This is a genomic window from Sphingobacterium psychroaquaticum (genome assembly GCF_900177625.1).
GTDB classification, from domain to species: Bacteria; Bacteroidota; Bacteroidia; order Sphingobacteriales; family Sphingobacteriaceae; genus Sphingobacterium; species Sphingobacterium psychroaquaticum.
The window spans coordinates 1-16,826 of the sequence record NZ_FXAU01000011.1; the positions used below are offsets into that span (position 1 = coordinate 1).

Here is a 16,826-nt window from a genome sequence, read left to right on the forward strand (position 1 = left end):
GAATGATAAGTGTCACAAAGCTGATAAGCCCAACGTGGCTATTCGCATACCACGTCATCTCGACTTTGGAGAGATCCATAAACTATCTCGGTAAATTAATTCTTTGCCCATATGAGCTAGCTATGACGCTAAGGGCCAAATAATAGCGTACTAAAGGTGGGCGACCGCAAGGGGAGTCCCTACGTATGGCTTATAGATGTTTCGACAGACAGGACTGTCGCAGGATCGTCGAAGGGGTAGTTCATCGACCTAACTACGAACAACCACAGTCGTTTATATGCCACGTACAGAAAACAGCAAAAAATATCGCAAATCCCTTGATTTCAATTGATGCTTACTAAAATAATGCGATATTTGCAGTAATATTATGAGCATGTTAAACTATCTTAAAGAAAGTACTTTTAGAGCGAACGAAGTGTTTTTGCGGGCAATGTCAATCCTGCGTAAACATTATATCTCGATTGCAGGGCTTTGCTTTCTACTGTTTGTTACCAACAACCTTTCATCCTTTTTGGCGATGTACCTTAAGGAGAGTGCCGCTTCTGGGGTTAAAGTATTGCTGTTGTTTGTCTTCTTGACTCTTTTTTTTAGTTTGCAATTAATGTTGATCAAGCGTGCCCTCAATTTGGTATCTTACAAAAAGAAACTAGGTTTTATGGGGTATATACCAACCACCAAGCAATTCGTGTCTTTTATTGTCGGTTTGTTAACGGCTATTCTTATCTCGGTTATTGTTGCTTGTCTGGTTTATGTCCTTTGTTTTCCCTTGCTTTATATGGGGATATCGATGGATCGTGTAATGTTTGAGATCCATCCTGTAATTACCGGGATTATTTCAGTTTATATTATTCTGCGCACTATGTTCTTTCCTTTCTTTATTTTGGACAAGAACTTTAGTGTTTTTAAATCCTATCGCTTTAGTTTGGCGGTGACGCGCGGAAATGTGTTCCGGCTGGTCTTGGTTTTGCTGTTGGTATCTTCGACATTCTTACTGCAATTGGGATCGGAATATTTAGAGTACAACCTACTTGCACGAGCATTTAGTATCATCAACTCTTTTATCGTGATTCCGTCGGTGAGTTTGGTCCTGTCTATCGTGTATAGCGATATGATGAGCGAATATAAAGGTGAGGGTGATCCAGAGTTTCTGAAAAATATAATTTAGACCATTTTGAATAAAAGAAATATTGCCATTCTAGGGGCAACTGGTAGTATTGGGACGCAGGCGTTGGATGTGGTGCGGGCATTCCCAGAACTACTCGAGGTATCGGTGTTGACAGGGGCACGAAATGTAGCATTGTTGATTGAACAAGCGCTTGAGTTTAGACCTAAAGCGGTTGTTATTACCGATGAATCAGCTTACAAGACATTAAAAGAGGCATTAGCGGGGACAAACATACGTGTCTTATCCGGCGTGGATGCTTTGGTCGAGGTGGTTACCGATCCGGAGATCGATGTGTTACTGAATGCTATTGTTGGGGCGGCAGGTCTAAAGCCTACCGTTGTTGCGATTGAGCATGGGAAAGATATTGCGTTGGCCAATAAGGAAACCTTAGTGGTTGCTGGAGAGTTGGTGATGGGCTTGGCTGAAAAGCATCAGGTGAAGATGCTTCCTGTAGATTCCGAACATTCCGCTATTTTCCAATGCTTGGTTGGGGAGGAACAGAATCCAATAGAAAAAATATACCTGACTGCTTCAGGAGGTCCTTTCCGGGGGAAAGGACGTCTTGACTTAATGGAGGTCACCAAAGCGCAGGCTTTGTTGCACCCGAATTGGGTGATGGGGGCAAAGATTACGATCGATTCGGCATCTTTAATGAATAAAGGTTTAGAGGTGATTGAAGCAAAGTGGTTGTTTGATCTGGAGGTCGATCAGATTGATGTTATCGTACATCCGCAGTCTATTGTGCACTCCATTGTACAGTTTCAAGACGGTTCTATGAAAGCACAAATGGGTGTGCCTGATATGAAGCTTCCGATCCAGAATGCATTGACGTATCCTTTGCGAATGCAGAATTCCTTTGAGCGGTTTGATTTCTTAAAATATCCTACGTTGACTTTTGAGCCAGCTGATCAGGAAACTTTTCGCAATCTGGAACTTGCCTACAGTGTCCTTCGTGCTGGAGGTGATCGTGCTTGCGTGCTTAATGCAGCTAATGAGATTGCCGTAGAAGCCTTTCTGAATGATCAAATCTCATTCTTGGGGATGAGCGATCTGATTGAAGCGACATTGTGTCAGCAAAAGATGGTAAAACAACCAACTTTAAATGACTATATTGCCATTGATCAGCAAACCAGACTTGTGGCACGAGATTTAATAGATAAGATATAATTAGGCAGAAAACGGTGTCGTTTTCTTGTTTTGTAAATTTTTACGATTGATTTATAGATTTTAATGGGAACATTAGTAATGATAGGACAAGTTGTTTTAGGCTTGTCAATTTTGATTATCCTGCATGAATTAGGACATTTTCTTGCGGCTAGAGCATTCGGAATCAAGGTGGAGAAATTCTATCTTTTCTTTGATGCTTGGGGAGTGAAACTCTTTAAGTTTAACTACCGGGGCTGCGAGTATGGTATTGGATGGTTGCCATTGGGGGGCTATGTGAAGATTGCCGGGATGATTGATGAGTCGATGGATACGGAGCAACTGAAAGAAGAACCAAAACCGTGGGAATTCCGTTCGAAACCAGCTTGGCAGCGCTTGATCGTCATGCTGGGAGGTATTATCGTGAACGTATTGGTTGGTATTGTTGTTTTCTGGATGTTGACTTTTAAATATGGTGAGTCTGATATCGATAACAGTAAATTAAAATATGGTGTTGTACCGGGTATTATCGGTAAGAACATCGGTATTGAAGCAGGGGATAAGATCCTTGCCGTTAATGGTAAGCCCGCGGTTCACTTTTTGCGTGACGTTTTAAGTACAGATGTACTTATGGGGGATGCGGTATTGACGGTAGAGCGACAAGGGCAACAGAAACAGATTACCGTTCCTCCGACAATCTTGAATGAGGTAGCAGAGCACAAAAGGAATGAATTTGTACAACCTCGTACAAAGATTGATAGTGTAGCTGACGTGGTCAAGGATTCGGAAGCAGAGCGGATGCAACTTAAAGCTGGAGACCGTATTTTGCGTGTTAATGGGCAGCCGATTGTGTTTTTTGATGAGTTTAAAGATGCCATGGAACGGGGTAAGAATAAGAGCGTAAACCTTGTGGTGTTGCGTCAAGGCCAGGAAACGACATTAACAGGAACAATTGATTCTACTGCGACCTTAGGTTTTACCATGGCACAGGAAGAGCTTCCGGTTACCGCCAATGAATTTGGTTTGATGGAATCATTACCGATTGGTGCGAAAAAAGCATTCTCCGTGGTGACCGATAATATCAAAGGCTTTAGCAAGATTTTTAAAGGCGAAGTTCGTGCGGATAAAGCACTTTCTGGACCTGTTGGTATTGCGAAGATGTTTGGCGAGAAAGTAGACTGGTTCAAGTTTTGGAACTTGGTGGGAATGCTTTCTATGGCTTTAGCTTTTATGAATTTACTGCCTATCCCAGCGTTGGACGGTGGACATGTGATTTTCCTTCTGGTAGAGATGATACAAGGAAAGCCGTTGAGCGATAACTTCCTCGAAAAGGCACAAATGGTCGGCTTCTTTATCTTAATCGCTTTAATGCTGTTCACCCTAGGAAACGATATTATTAAGTGGTAATATTTCACTAGATTTTATCGATAAGGGATCGTATTTAGTGCTTAAAAAAACAAAAGAATGAAAGACGGAAAGACACGTGCGAATATAAAACCAGGAATGTTGGTCAATATAGTATTGAAAAAAGACCAACGTAGTGGGACATTAACGGAGGGCATTGTGAAAGATTTATTGACCTCGGCTCCAGTTCACCATCGTGGTATTAAGGTACGCCTTACAGATGGACAAATTGGTCGGGTACAAGAAATTATAGAAGAAGATTAATATAAAAAGGGGCGAATTTTTCGCCCCTTTTTATTTATAGTAAGTTAATATCTTTTTGTGCTAAGCTGCTTCGCTGACCATCATCCCAAATGCTCACTTGAACTTCGCCAATATGTGCTTTTTTCAGCATAAACATACATACCCTGGATTGTCCAATGCCGCCACCGATAGATTGCGGTAGCTCCTCATTGATTAACATGGAATGAAAGGATAGCTTTGTGCGGTCAAGACTTTGGCGTATTTCCAATTGCTGCAAAAGCGCTTTTTTGTCTACGCGTATACCCATGGAGGATAACTCAAAAGCCGTGTCGAGGATGGGGTTCCATACCAAGATATCACCATTTAATCCTTTATAACCTTCACTATTATCGGTACTCCAGTCGTCATAATCTGCCGCTCGTCCATCATGTGGTGCGCCGTGGCTCAATTCGCCACCTATGCCGTATATAAAGACAGCTCCGTATTCTTTAGCAATGGCATTCTCACGTTGTTTTGGTGTGAAATCCGGATAACGATTTAGCAGTTGCTCCGAAGAGATAAAAAGAATCTCTTTGGGTAATATTGCTTCTTTTGCGGGGTAGCGCTGAGCCACCTCTTGTTCGGTTTCGTAAAGTGCCGTGTAGATTTTGAGAACGGTATCCTTTAGGTAATCGAAGGTGCGATCCTGCGCGGTGATATGCTTCTCCCAATCCCATTGATCGACATAGATGGAGTGGATGGGTGTATAATCCTCATCCGGGCGCAGTGCGCGCATATCTGTCAAAATTCCTTCGTCTACTTCAATTTCTAATTCCTTTAACCGCACTCTCTTCCACTTCGCCAATGAATGCACCACCACAGCCCGTTGTTCATTAAGCGATTTTATCGGAAAGCTCACCGGGCGTTCGATGCCATTGAGGTCGTCATTGATGCCAGTGCCATCTAAAACAACCAAAGGTGAAGAAACAGGAATAAGGTTTAAAGCCTCAATTAATTTGCGTGAAAAAGTCTCCTTAACAAACGTGATCGCTTGTTCAGTTTTTAGTAAGTTACGTCCCATAAAATATTTATACCCTCAAAATATCATAATCCAGATTTGTGGGTGTTGTTGATATTTTCTTAAAATTTATAAACAAAAGTAATCATTTTATTAATCAAACAACTTTTTTGTGTAAAAATTCGTGAAAAAATAAACAAACGATTGCCTGTGTAAAATAAAGAAGAAATCGGGGAGGAGAAAGATGTTTTTTGCGAAGAATCAACAAAAAAGAGCCTTTGGAAAAGGCTCTTTTACAAATATTGTCATAGAGGTCTTATACAGAGAAACTTTCGCCACATGCGCATGTTCTGCTGGCGTTAGGGTTATGGAATTCAAACCCTTTTCCTGTTAATCCATCTGAATAATCCAGCTCTGTACCTGCGAGGTAAAGATATGATTTGATGTCCAAACAGATTTTTACACCTTTATCTTCACAGAACTGATCTCCTTTTTTTTCTTCGTTATCGAAATCTAGCTTGTAAGACAAACCAGAACAACCTCCGCTTTCTACGGCTACACGTACGAAATAGTTTTGATCATAGTTCTCTTCGCGCATGATCTGATCGATGCGTTCTTTTGCTTTATCTGTAATAGTAACCATAATACTTGCCTTCAATTTATTACACAAAGAACGGGATTCTTTTTATGAAATGCAATGCGGATAGGTAGGGGAAATGTCAAAAAAGAGAGCGGGCATACTTGTATGCCCGCTCTCTTTTTTTATGTTTTTTATTGAATTGGCTCTGGAGCTTCTTCGTTGAAAAGAGGTAAATCTTTGATAATAGCATACCAAGAGATAATCTTCTTGATATCTGAAGAGTATACACGTGATTCGTCATGACCAGGAGCAACTTCGCGGAAGAACGTACGTAAGCTATTACCATCGGCTTTAACGTCTGGAATTGTTCCACCATTTTCTTTGATATTGTTTAATACATCTAAAAGACGGATTTCTTCCTCTTCACCATAAATGGTGATGTCTTCTAAAGTTGCCATTTTCGTTGTCGATAGGTTGACAACGCTTTTTATTTTTTTATCGTCTAATGATTCTAAGATAAAACCACCTTTATTCTGACCGATCAATTTAAATAGTCCTGGTTTGCCAGTTACGGATACTAAGGCTCTTAAGTTCATGAGTGTCTTTTTATTATAATAGTGGCGCATGGAATACGCCACGAATTTAGTTGTAATTGCTTTCTAGAATGAACTAGTCTTCGATAACTTCGATTGTTAAGATACGGTCGCCTTGGCGGATATCATCAACAAGATCTACATTTTCTACTACCTTACCGAAGCAAGTGTGGTTTCTGTCCAAGTGTGCCGTGTTGTTACGACTGTGGCACACGAAAAACTGAGAACCTCCAGTATTGCGACCAGCATGTGCCATAGAAAGAACACCGCGATCGTGGTATTGGTTTTCGCCTGTTAATTCACAATCAATTTTGTAACCTGGGCCACCTGTTCCAGGCATGCCTGTTGCTCCTTCACGCGTGTTCGGGCATCCTCCTTGGATCACAAAATCAGGGATAACACGGTGGAAAGTTAATCCATCATAGTATCCGGATTTAGCTAGTTTTATAAAGTTAGCAACGGTATTTGGAGCGTCCTCTGTGTAGAACTGAACAGTCATGTCGCCCTTTTCTGTTTTGATAATTGCTTTGCTCATCGTATTCAATTTTTGTATTAAACGGCAAAGATAAAGTTTATAATCGAAAAGTCGGTTTTGTAAAGCTGAAGAATTGTTAAATAATTAATTTATAAGCTGTTGCTTTTGTGGTTTGTGTCGTTTTATGTATTTTGTGGATACCGAGATAAAAGTGGGAAGGATATGGATAAGTTAGTTATTAGGGAATGGGCTGAAGCAGATCGCCCACGGGAGAAGATGATCGATCAGGGACGTCGCGCATTGACAAATGCAGAGTTGTTGGCTATTTTAGTAGGTTCGGGGTCCCGTGGAGAGACCGCTGTGGAATTGTGCCGGCGCGTGTTGGCCGATGCAAATAACGACTTGGGAAGACTTTCCAAGTTAGAAATTGCCGAATTGCAACACTACAAAGGTATCGGCGAAGCAAAGGCGATTGCTATTGTTGCTGCATTAGAGTTGGGGCGCCGACGGAAAGAAGAGGTGCAGGCGGAGCAGCCGGTTTTGAACAGCAGTAAAAAGGTCTATGATTACTTCAGGTCATACCTGCAGGATTTATCGCATGAGGAGTTTTGGGTGCTTTATTTGAGTCCGGGTTGTAAGGTGCTGGATAAACATCTAATTGGTCGAGGAGGGCATGATTTTACACCGGTGGATGTACGTGTCATCTTACGGTATGCATTAACCTGCAAAGCCCACGCGATTATTTTGATGCATAACCATCCCTCCGGGACGTTGAAGGCCAGTCCGCCTGACAAATTGTTGACGGCAAAGGTGGTACGTGCAGCAGATATGTTGGATATCAAGGTAAATGATCATATTATCTTTACGGATACTACTTATTTTAGCTTTCGAGATGAAGGTCTGCTTTAATTGAATACCTTATCACAATCTCGACATAAATAACTTTTCTTGGTGTAGATCGGGTAGGTCATCGTTATAAAAGATAGTACCGTCGCTAGTATTCCCCGTGTTCCTTCATTGTTTTTAATGTTATTAAAGATATTGGTTGACCCACATTCGGGGCATCGTATCGCCACATCTTGGTCTGTTAATAAAGGGGTGTTATCTATTTCCTGTAGGACGAGACGTGCGCGGTCTAAATCTGCGGCTGCGACCATGAGTTTTATGCCCCCAACAGCAATATTTAACAGTGGGTTCAACCCGACAATATTTTCGTCGAGTATGTAGCATGCAATATCCTCACTTTCTAATTTACTTTTTAGTAAATGTGCGTCAATAGGGTTGTCGAATGTTTTTAATATTTCCATAATACTGGTTCGAGGGCACTGGCTCTTTAATAATACGACCAATATACCTTTTTTTAAGAAATTTTTTCGAAGAATGTTCTGTTATATATCAGAATAATGTATGATCATAAGGGTGATTCCTTAGTTATTGAATTTTTATTGCGTTTTAATTAAGTTTTTGTGAATAATAATTTCTTTAATATATAGTGTTAGGGGTTTAATTTGTGTTTTTTTGATTTCACTACTTTATTGTTGTTAATCGTTAATATTATTAATTAAATGATATTATTTACTTTGGTGTTATTTGTTGGTTAAAAATATTGCTAATAGGTTTTTGCAAACATATTGATTTTTAGGTTTTTAATAAATTTTTTTAAAAACTTGTTATTTCGCAATAAGTTTGTAATTTTATTTCGTGGTTAATTTGTTTTTAAAACATAATGTTTCGCAACATTTTTTTAAAGCAATTTAACTATAGCCTATGAAAAGAAATTATAACTTAACAAATGGTAGGACCCATACTACCAGATGTTAAAAGAAAGGAGCTTACTTATGAAATTTCAGACCGATTTGAAAGTCTCGTCGAATTCTATTTGGCATTTACTTTTTTTGCTTGTGTTTTTTTTAGCATCGGTACCGATTGTCGGTATAGGGCAAACTAAGGTTGTCGCGAATAATGTAAGCCATAAGAGTGGTAATGAAAAGATGACTTCTTTGCTGGGGTGTTTTGGACCTTGTTTTGTCGCCACAGTAGAGACGCCTGAGAATGCCACGTTGGATGACAATACAAGCGCTAAGCTATTGGCTTCGCCTGGTATTGCTGTAGGCTTGGCTTCGTATATCGGTGAAATCGAATTACAGTTCCCTAATTCAATTCCCGCTAACCAGTGGACGTATGTGCGAATAGGTACGACCGATCCAGGTTTACTTAACGTACTGTTGGGGGGATCTTTGGGTAATGCCTTAGGCACTGTTGCTGGGGGGCTCCTTTTTGGTAAACAAGAAATTGAAATTGACGCACGAACAAGTTCGGGTTCGGTTTTGTCGCGAAAGAGTACGGATGGTTTTAATACGGATCGGGTCCGTCTTGTACGCGATAATAATGGAAATAGTTTTATCGCCATAAAACCGGCATCAAGTTATGATCGCGTGCGTATCACCAACAGATCAACATCGGCCGTAGGCGCTGGTACGGAATTTACATTAGAGGTATTTTCTGCTGTTTCTTTTCAGAATGATGGTGGGTATTGTGGAAGACCAAGTTATACTTCTTTTGATGGCGGAGCGGGCCTATCTTTATCCCTTCTAGATTTGCAGGACCAACATCTTGAGCGAGCGATTGATGGGGATGAGTTAACGTATTCGTTATTGAAATCTTCGTCAGCAGCATCGATCAATGTTGGGAAATCGTTCTCACAGTTTTTTTACTTTCCATCAAAATCGCCGGCAGGACATAGTGTTAATGTTAAACTAGCACTTGGTTCTGGGGGTGTTGTTAATACCGATCTGTTGGGCGGAATTGAAGTTGTATTTTGGGATGGAACGACACAAGTATATAAACGATCGTTGCAAAGTAGCTTATTGAATAATACCAGCGTGTTGGCTCTTTTGGGATCCGGTGGTGCAGCTACCCTTACTTTTGGACCAGGGAAAGCCTTTGATCGTGTGGAGGTTCGGTTGAACTCGTCGGCCGGCCTCAGTGTTTTGGGAAGTGGTGTTCGAATTTTCGATGTGCAGCGTTATAGTGGAGCGGCAGGATGTGTTAATCCGCTGATCGGTGCGCCACCAAGCCCTACAGAAAGTCCATTTGATGCACCTTCATGTGCAAGCTCGTTGGTTGATTTTGAGAATGTCGATTTTGCGCAACAGGCCGTGGATAGTAATAATGAAACCTTTGCTACCCTCCATGCGGATGCGGGCAGTTTGCTTGTCGGTGGAGCCACAACCGGCTTTGTTGAGATGGATTTGGGGCGTACACTGTTAGCTAATCAAACAACCTATGTTCGGATCAATTACGATAAAGATGTGTTAGATCGGTTGCTGGGCGGAAGCCTTGGTAAGCTGGCTGCCGATTTGGCGAACAATCTCCTGTTGGGTAATCAATATTTTGAGGTGGAAGCCAAAAATGGGACGACTTCCGTGTTAAAGGAGTTGAGCTCTAATGCTTTTGCGGGTACGGCTGATGGGGTCGTAACATTAGTTCAAGATAAAGTGGGACGTTATTATATTGCGATTACGCCGAATAAGAGCTATAACCGTGTGCGTATCAGTAATCATGTGGTCGCCTTATTGCCAACCGGTAAGAAGGCGTCTTTGGACGTGTATAATGCTTGTTTTGAATTGGGTGAGGATAGTTGCTTTCCAGCCAACTTTACATCGTATAAAGGGGGAGGTTTAGGAATTAGTGTTGGAAATATTTCACAGGTGGGCGTTGTGGATAGTTACCGGGCGATTAGTGATAACTCGTCAGATTATTCGACTATAAATTTAGGTATTGCGGGAGTTGCTGCTAATGTATTCCAGACTATATATTTTAACCAAGGTTCGAAACCTAATGATTATGTGAAAATTCGCCTTGCAGTTGAACCGTCCTCTCTTTTGAGTTTGGATGTATTAGGTCGGTACAAGATTCGCTTCTATAATGGTCAAACACAGGTGGGACCAGACTATGTTCTGCAACAGGGTTTATTGAATAATATTGATCTCCTTACTTTGTTTAAATCTGGGGGGCTCGTGGATCTTCAATTTACGCCAACCGGTACTTTTGATCGGGTAGATATTGGCGCTGAATCCTTGGCCTCTGTGAATGTCGCGACAGAGCCGCTCCGGGTTTATAGCGTCAAACGCTTTGGTATTGACTGTCCGGAAACAATTGGGGAAAGTCCTTTTGTAACACCTATATGTGCCGATAAATTGGTTAGTGCCACGAATGCTGATGGGGTCAGTAATCTCTTTGATGCAGATTTCGATAGCTATGCCACACTGAAGTCTGGTGCTGGCACACTATTAGGCCTGGGGAATAAGTATGAAGGGTATGTTGAATTAGGGTATGGTGCGACGGTTGCGGCCGGAACAACTTCATATATCCGTGTTGATTTTGACCCTGGTGTATTAAAAGCGCTGGTAAGTGGTAGCCTCGGGAATGTGGTGAGTGGCGTTTTGAATAATCTGGTGCTAGGGAATCATTTTTTCGAAGTTGATGTGAAGATGAACACGTACAACGGTCAAGGAGCCGTTGTATCAAGTACTTCCCTGGCAAACGGCTCGAGTGCACAAGCTAGTGCTGGTGGCAATGCCATTATTCGGGTCGTACAGGATAAACTTGGTCGCTATTATATCGCAGTCACGCCAGCTCAAGCGTACAATGCGGTGCGAATCACAGATAAGACCAATAGCGCGTTGGGACTTTTAGCACAACCGAATACGATGAACGTATATGGTATGTGTCATGAATCCAGCACAGACCCATGTTTATCTCCTTTTGCGACTTCGTATGAACATTCGGGAATAAGTTTGGGGGTAAACGATCTTGGGGGCGCTGGTGTAGCTAATCCGCATTACGCCATCAATGAGGTGAATACAACGGATTATGCAGAGATCAGTAATGGTACTTTAGCCGTTGGTGCTTCGACGAAACAATGGATTTTCTTTAACTCATTGTCGACCAGTGATGATGTGGTAAATATCAAATTTAAAACAAGTGGTGGCGCTGTAGACATTGATCTTCTTGGAGGTTTGGAAATCAAAGCTTACCGAGGTAATGTCGAGGTTGCTCAGTTGAATTGGCAAAATGGTATCATAAATGGTATTAACATCCTGCAGTTATTGAGTACAAACCAGATGGTGGAAGTGCCATTTGCTCCGGGTGTAGTTTATGATCGGATTTCGGTAGGCGTTAAGACACTTGTACAAGGATCTGTATTTCCACCGGTTCATTTGTATGGTGTGACGCGTTGTTTTGCTAAGGCTGTCCCTTCCTTTGTGGCATGGAAATCCTTTTTGGTGAACAACGATGTAGCACTTAAGACCGTGAAAGGCGGCGAAGATATTGACTATACAATACATGTACGTAATACAGGATTATTAGCATTAAATGATTTAACCATTACAGATGCCATACCGGCGCACACGACTTTTGTCTCAGCTGGTAACGGAGGAACTGTTGCAGGTGGTGTGTTAACTTTCGCAAATGTAAATGTACCTGTTGGGGGGACGGCAACCGTGAGTTTCAGGGTGAAAGTAAACACGGAGTTAACAGGAGTTCCATCCATATACAATGTTGCTTTAGTGAAGAAGGATGTCGCGGATCCCGGAACGTCAACATTGCCACCTTCACCAACGGATCCAAACAATCCTGATAATTCTGGAGGAACTGGAACAACTATTCCTGTTCTCGCAGTACCAACCATATCGACATGGAAAGCTGCTGCTGCAACACTTAGTGGAGCGGGAGTAACCAGTGTTTCGGGAGGCGAAGATATTACTTATACTATATATATTAAAAATACAGGGAACCAGAACTTGACGGGAGTGGTGGTCTCTGATGTACTTCCTACGGGAACCACCCATAAAAGTGGTGGTGCTTTGGCTGGAGGAACGGTTACGTTCAGTGGACTTGATATTCTCGTCGGGGAAACGAAACAAGTCACTTTCACCGTAACGGTTAAAAATAATCTTACAGGATTGACGCAGATTGCGAATGTGGCATCGGTTAATGCTGGTGGCACCCCTGTTTCTACAGCTCCAGCGGATCCCGCAGCTCCTGCAACGGGGCCTGCTCCAGGTTCGCAACCTGGGGAACCTACCGTCGTGCCAGTGACCGATAAGCATAATATGGTTATCTGGAAGGCATTTGTGATCAGTAATGATCCGCAGAAAACAACTGTTCGAGGGGGCGAAGAAGTTGAGTATACCGTGTATGTTCGTAATACCGGAAATAAGGATTTGACAAATATCGTAATAACGGATCCATTACCTCCTGGTGTTACCTTGATTTCGGGAAGCACCAATGTGACGATTCCAACATTAGCTGTAGGAGCAACTTCACAAGGTTACACTTTTAAAGTAAAGGTTGCCTCTGATTTGACTGGAATCACGCAGATTCGAAATGTGGCAACAGCGCAGAGCACGGAAATCAATACACCAGTAGAAAGCTATCCTCCGCTTGTCAACGATCCAACACAACCAAATACAGGTGGTGGAACGGGAACGGTTATCCCGGTTCAGGCCGTTCATAGCGTGCAGTTTACTAAATCGGGGCTTAATCAGTCTGGTGTAAAAACAGCTGCAATTGGGAATACTATTACCTATACATTGACCGTGGTTAATAACGGCAATAAAGACCTGACAAATGTGGTGTTGACCGATCCGCTTAGTGCGCATGTTAAACTCATTGAAATAGATGGGGTGGTCACCAATGGAGGGACCGTGACTCATAATATTCCACTCCTAAAGGTTGGCGAGACACATCAGGTGGAGTTAACATTTAAAGTGGAAGTATTGACGATTCCAGATAATGATGAGCCTTTGGTGAACACGGCGACAGCAACATTTAAGGATATTAATGGGGGGGATGATACCGTATCGGCGGTAGAAAGTTTACCAACTACTTGTGTAACACTGACGGCTGCAAACATTACCCTTACAAATAATCTTGACTGGTGTGCAGGATTGCCTGTGCAACTGACGGCTTCCTTTGCAAGCGCTGGTGGCATTACCCTATTGCCTCCGGGTGCTGACTTTATTTGGCGATTGAATAGCCCTACGGGACAGGTTGTACACACGGGAGCAAGCTATATGCCGACTATCACCAGTACAACCACCTATTATGTTTCAATTGAAGGTGAAGGCGCTTGTTTCCAGGCTCCTGCAAAAACGGTGACTGTTCAGATTATTGAAGCACCAACTGTACCGACTATTAATACGCCGGCTGCGGTTTGTGAAGGTACCAGTATTACATTGACTGCTGTAGGAACTGGTACTACCTATAAATGGTATAAGGGAACTACTGAACTGACAACAGAAACGACCAATACCTTGACGTTGAGTGGTAACCTTGGTGATGCAGGTCTATATTCTGTGAAAGCAGTAAATAATACAGGTTGTGAAAGTGGTGCTTCGGCTTCGGTATCTGTGATAATAAATGCTAGACCGGCAAAACCTACAATAAGTTCTTTGCCTGCAGGTGCGGTATGTTCGGGAACACCGGTAACCTTGACGGCTAGTGCTAGCGTTGGAACTTATCAATGGTATAAAGGTGGGACAGCAATTGCTAACGCCAACCAGGCGACATATGTAACAACAGAGGGTGGCGTTTACACCGTTACTGTGACGGACCTTCTAACGGGGTGCGCAAGTGATCCATCCGACGGAGCTACGGTTACCGTGAATGTTGCTCCGCAGATTACATTTGTAGGTGGAGTGTCTTCGATTACGGGAATTGTAAATACACCGATCACTTTGCCATCTGTTGTTGCTGAGGGGGGAGTCACGTATCAGTGGTACAATAATCTCGGGAATCCGTCTACCACGGGTGCTGCTGGCCCTACAGCTACCTTCGCAACGCCAGGAGTTTATGCGTATACGGTGGTTGCAACGAACACAAGTACAGGTTGTACAAGTTCCGCTACGGTATTGATAAATGTGTATACGGCAGACAGCTGTCCGCCGCAACTTGTACGTGTATATGCAAACACGGAAAGTTCGGACTCCTTTCTTACAGGTGGGGTTACAAATGGAGGATTGGCTGTTGATGGAAATGTAAAGACTCATTCGACTATCACGACAGGGTTAGGGGTCTTGGGAATTGGTACAACATGGCAAAATTTACAATTTGCAGATGTGGTTCAAAAAGGAACACCGGTAACCATTAAACTAGGGAAGGAGTATTCGGGGTTAGCTGTGGCTGGTGGCCTATCTATCGTAGGAACTAAAAGAAATGGACTCGGAACACCAATCGATATCGGTGTGCTTAGGCCAGTAGCGGGAGGATTGGTTGACCTATTGGCGGCTGATAATGTGTTTGAATATACGTTTGTACCGGCTAATGTGTCGGGGCAACCTGAGGATTATGATGGTATTCGCATCGTACAAGGTGCTCTTCTTAGTGTGGCACAAAATGCGAAAGTATATGCCGCATATTACACCGTTCCTGGAACGGTAGATTGTGCTCCAATTGATAATGTTACCAACCCTGATATTCAAGATTTACTACATGGTGTTCGTGATATTGGCCTTGGTGTTTTAAGTGCAACGGCGACTGTGAAAGATGCATGGAAAGCTGTGGATAATGATCCGGATAGTTTTGCTGAAATCTGGAATGGTGTATCTGTTGCAAAGCAAACGTTTTTGACAGCAGTCTTCAAGTCTCGTAGCATGGCAACTGATTCGGTACGCATTGTAACACGCGTTCCGGGTAATCAGGTATTGAGCCTACAGTTACTAAAGGGATACCGCATTCAACGGTACTTAGGCGCTGCGAAAGTAGGTGCTGCGCTCGATGAAACAAGTAGTATCTTAGATTTAAAGCTTCTAGGAGCGATGGGAGATGGTAGTCAAATGGTGTCGCTTATGATTCCTCCAATAGCGGATCCTTTTGATCGCGTGGAAATCAGTTATGAAAACCTATTGGGGGTTCTGGGTGAATTTACGAATGTGTATGACATCGGCATCATGCCTACCGTAACTGTGGGTACACAACCCGGTGCAACGGTAGAGGTATGTCAAGGGGCACAGATTACGATTACCGAACAAGATGAATGTACACGTTACGCCGTGTATGACGAAGCGGGTAATCCATTGGCATCGTCTATAGATAAATTAAATTTCACGGTTCCAGCAAATACAACAGTAGGTATTCATACGTATTATGTGCAGGCAATTAGACAAGGATGTGCCGTTGGTCCAAGACAACCGATCAACGTTCAGGTTAATGAATTGCCACGGGTGGAGAATCAGCCGCAAAGTGTTACGGTACATGCTGGGGCCACGGCTAGTTTCTCGGTTACGTTAGTGAATAAAACACAAGTGGTTACTTATCAATGGCAAACCTCTATAGATGGTACGTCATGGACTGATATCGCAAATGCTACTGCTGCAACCTATAGTGTAAATGTTCCCGCCAATGTAGCTGCGGTAGGACCTTATGGTCAATACCGTGTTTTAATAGCCTCTGATAAAGGATGTACAGTGGAGTCTGCTGCTGCGTTATTGACGGTAACGCGAGAATATGGTTTTGACAATGATGCCATTCAAAAAAATGGACAAAATAATAATGAACATGCCGTAGCGGGTAAACCGTATACGTATACCGTTCAAGTCGAGAATAAAGGGCCTTCAACGATCTTAACAGGCACATCTATTTATTTCCGTGACTTGTTGAGTGCTGGACAGACGTTAACGGAAGTGGAATACAATGGTAGTACAGTTGTACCTGGTGCTAACGGCTTGTTTAGTCTTACGATGGCAAATGAGGTTGCCGTGGGTGCTACGTTTAATTTTATCGTTAAGGTTGGTGTAGCCGCGGACGCACCGAATACCATTAAGAATACCGTGCAGATCTGGCAGGATAATCCAGGAACAAATATCAATACGCTTCCACCTGCAGACGGCACGGCTACCACGCCAGATATCCCAGTGGACCGAGACTACGGATGGGGCGATCCTGATGCCGTTAAGAAAGCGGGCAATGCGGCTACGGCGACAGCGGGCACGGGATTCGGCTATACGGTTACCTTGACGAACAAGGGTACCTCTACGATCTTGCCGAGCACGGTTCTTTACCTACAGGATGTACTGAGCGCCGGCCAGACCATGGGCACGGTAAGCTCGAGCAACGGCACGGTGGGCGCGATCGGTTCGAACGGTGCGTTCAACCTGACGGTTGCGAACAGCGTTGCACCGAACCAGAGCATCACGCTGACGGTTAATGCTACCGTTGCT

General features: G+C 43.0%; 11 protein-coding genes. 6 read left to right on the forward strand and 5 right to left on the reverse strand.

The features are described 5' to 3' along the window. Positions 1–373 precede the first annotated feature (373 nt). The 4 genes from B9Y69_RS18920 to B9Y69_RS18935 all read left to right on the forward strand — a co-directional run bounded on the left by B9Y69_RS18920 (position 374) and on the right by B9Y69_RS18935 (position 3,976). On the forward strand, positions 374–1,165 hold the full coding sequence (locus B9Y69_RS18920) for a hypothetical protein (protein WP_085474565.1): 792 nt from the start codon (positions 374–376) through the stop codon (positions 1,163–1,165). Between the two features lie 6 nt (positions 1,166–1,171). Then, positions 1,172–2,332 carry a 1-deoxy-D-xylulose-5-phosphate reductoisomerase gene (gene dxr, locus B9Y69_RS18925; RefSeq protein ID WP_144036631.1) on the forward strand — a complete coding sequence of 387 codons (1,161 nt, stop codon included), beginning with the start codon at positions 1,172–1,174 and terminating at the stop codon, positions 2,330–2,332. 63 nt (positions 2,333–2,395) lie between these two features. Beyond that, the gene (rseP, locus tag B9Y69_RS18930; protein WP_085474567.1) at positions 2,396–3,715 is read left to right on the forward strand and encodes an RIP metalloprotease RseP; all 1,320 of its coding nucleotides are present in this window, start codon (positions 2,396–2,398) and stop codon (positions 3,713–3,715) included. A gap of 57 nt (positions 3,716–3,772) precedes the next feature. Continuing rightward, positions 3,773–3,976, forward strand: coding sequence for a YwbE family protein (locus B9Y69_RS18935; RefSeq protein ID WP_085474568.1), 204 nt, complete (start codon positions 3,773–3,775; stop codon positions 3,974–3,976). 34 nt (positions 3,977–4,010) lie between these two features. On the opposite strand, the gene asnA is transcribed toward B9Y69_RS18935, so the two are convergent. The 4 genes from asnA to B9Y69_RS18955 form a co-directional block, all read right to left on the reverse strand. Then, the gene (gene asnA, locus B9Y69_RS18940; protein ID WP_085474569.1) at positions 4,011–5,015 is read right to left on the reverse strand and encodes an aspartate--ammonia ligase; all 1,005 of its coding nucleotides are present in this window, start codon (positions 5,013–5,015) and stop codon (positions 4,011–4,013) included. A 253-nt stretch (positions 5,016–5,268) separates the two neighbouring features. Next, positions 5,269–5,595: a HesB/IscA family protein gene (locus B9Y69_RS18945; RefSeq protein WP_085474570.1), complete on the reverse strand. Its 327-nt coding sequence runs from the start codon at positions 5,593–5,595 to the stop codon at positions 5,269–5,271. 128 nt (positions 5,596–5,723) lie between these two features. Further along, a complete protein-coding gene (locus B9Y69_RS18950) occupies positions 5,724–6,128 on the reverse strand; it encodes a DUF5606 family protein (RefSeq protein ID WP_085474575.1) in 405 nt (134 codons plus the stop codon). Positions 6,129–6,201: 73 nt separating this feature from the next. Then, complete coding sequence (locus B9Y69_RS18955) at positions 6,202–6,660, reverse strand: peptidylprolyl isomerase (RefSeq protein ID WP_085474571.1); 459 nt, start codon at positions 6,658–6,660, stop codon at positions 6,202–6,204. Positions 6,661–6,822: 162 nt separating this feature from the next. Here B9Y69_RS18955 and radC point away from each other — a divergent pair, with 162 nt between their 5' ends. After that, positions 6,823–7,509: a RadC family protein gene (radC, locus tag B9Y69_RS18960; RefSeq protein ID WP_085474572.1), complete on the forward strand. Its 687-nt coding sequence runs from the start codon at positions 6,823–6,825 to the stop codon at positions 7,507–7,509. Here the strand turns inward: radC and B9Y69_RS18965 are convergent. Beyond that, positions 7,506–7,907, reverse strand: coding sequence for a putative signal transducing protein (locus B9Y69_RS18965; RefSeq protein WP_085474573.1), 402 nt, complete (start codon positions 7,905–7,907; stop codon positions 7,506–7,508). The genes radC and B9Y69_RS18965 overlap by 4 nt on opposite strands. 531 nt (positions 7,908–8,438) lie before the next feature. Between B9Y69_RS18965 and B9Y69_RS18970 the strand changes: the two genes are divergently transcribed. Further along, on the forward strand, positions 8,439–16,826 hold an 8,388-nt coding region (locus B9Y69_RS18970; protein ID WP_159451890.1), incomplete at its 3' end, for an Ig-like domain-containing protein.

What these genes read in the sequence shown, in the direction of transcription:
- B9Y69_RS18935 (WP_085474568.1), top strand. Translation starts at nt 3,773, where the DNA reads ATGAAAGACGGAAAGACACGTGCGAATATAAAACCAGGAATGTTGGTC.
- B9Y69_RS18945 (WP_085474570.1), bottom strand. Translation starts at nt 5,595, where the DNA reads ATGGTTACTATTACAGATAAAGCAAAAGAACGCATCGATCAGATCATG.
- B9Y69_RS18965 (WP_085474573.1), bottom strand. Translation starts at nt 7,907, where the DNA reads ATGGAAATATTAAAAACATTCGACAACCCTATTGACGCACATTTACTA.
- asnA (WP_085474569.1), bottom strand. Translation starts at nt 5,015, where the DNA reads ATGGGACGTAACTTACTAAAAACTGAACAAGCGATCACGTTTGTTAAG.
- B9Y69_RS18955 (WP_085474571.1), bottom strand. Translation starts at nt 6,660, where the DNA reads ATGAGCAAAGCAATTATCAAAACAGAAAAGGGCGACATGACTGTTCAG.
- B9Y69_RS18920 (WP_085474565.1), top strand. Translation starts at nt 374, where the DNA reads ATGTTAAACTATCTTAAAGAAAGTACTTTTAGAGCGAACGAAGTGTTT.
- rseP (WP_085474567.1), top strand. Translation starts at nt 2,396, where the DNA reads ATGGGAACATTAGTAATGATAGGACAAGTTGTTTTAGGCTTGTCAATT.
- radC (WP_085474572.1), top strand. Translation starts at nt 6,823, where the DNA reads ATGGATAAGTTAGTTATTAGGGAATGGGCTGAAGCAGATCGCCCACGG.
- B9Y69_RS18950 (WP_085474575.1), bottom strand. Translation starts at nt 6,128, where the DNA reads ATGAACTTAAGAGCCTTAGTATCCGTAACTGGCAAACCAGGACTATTT.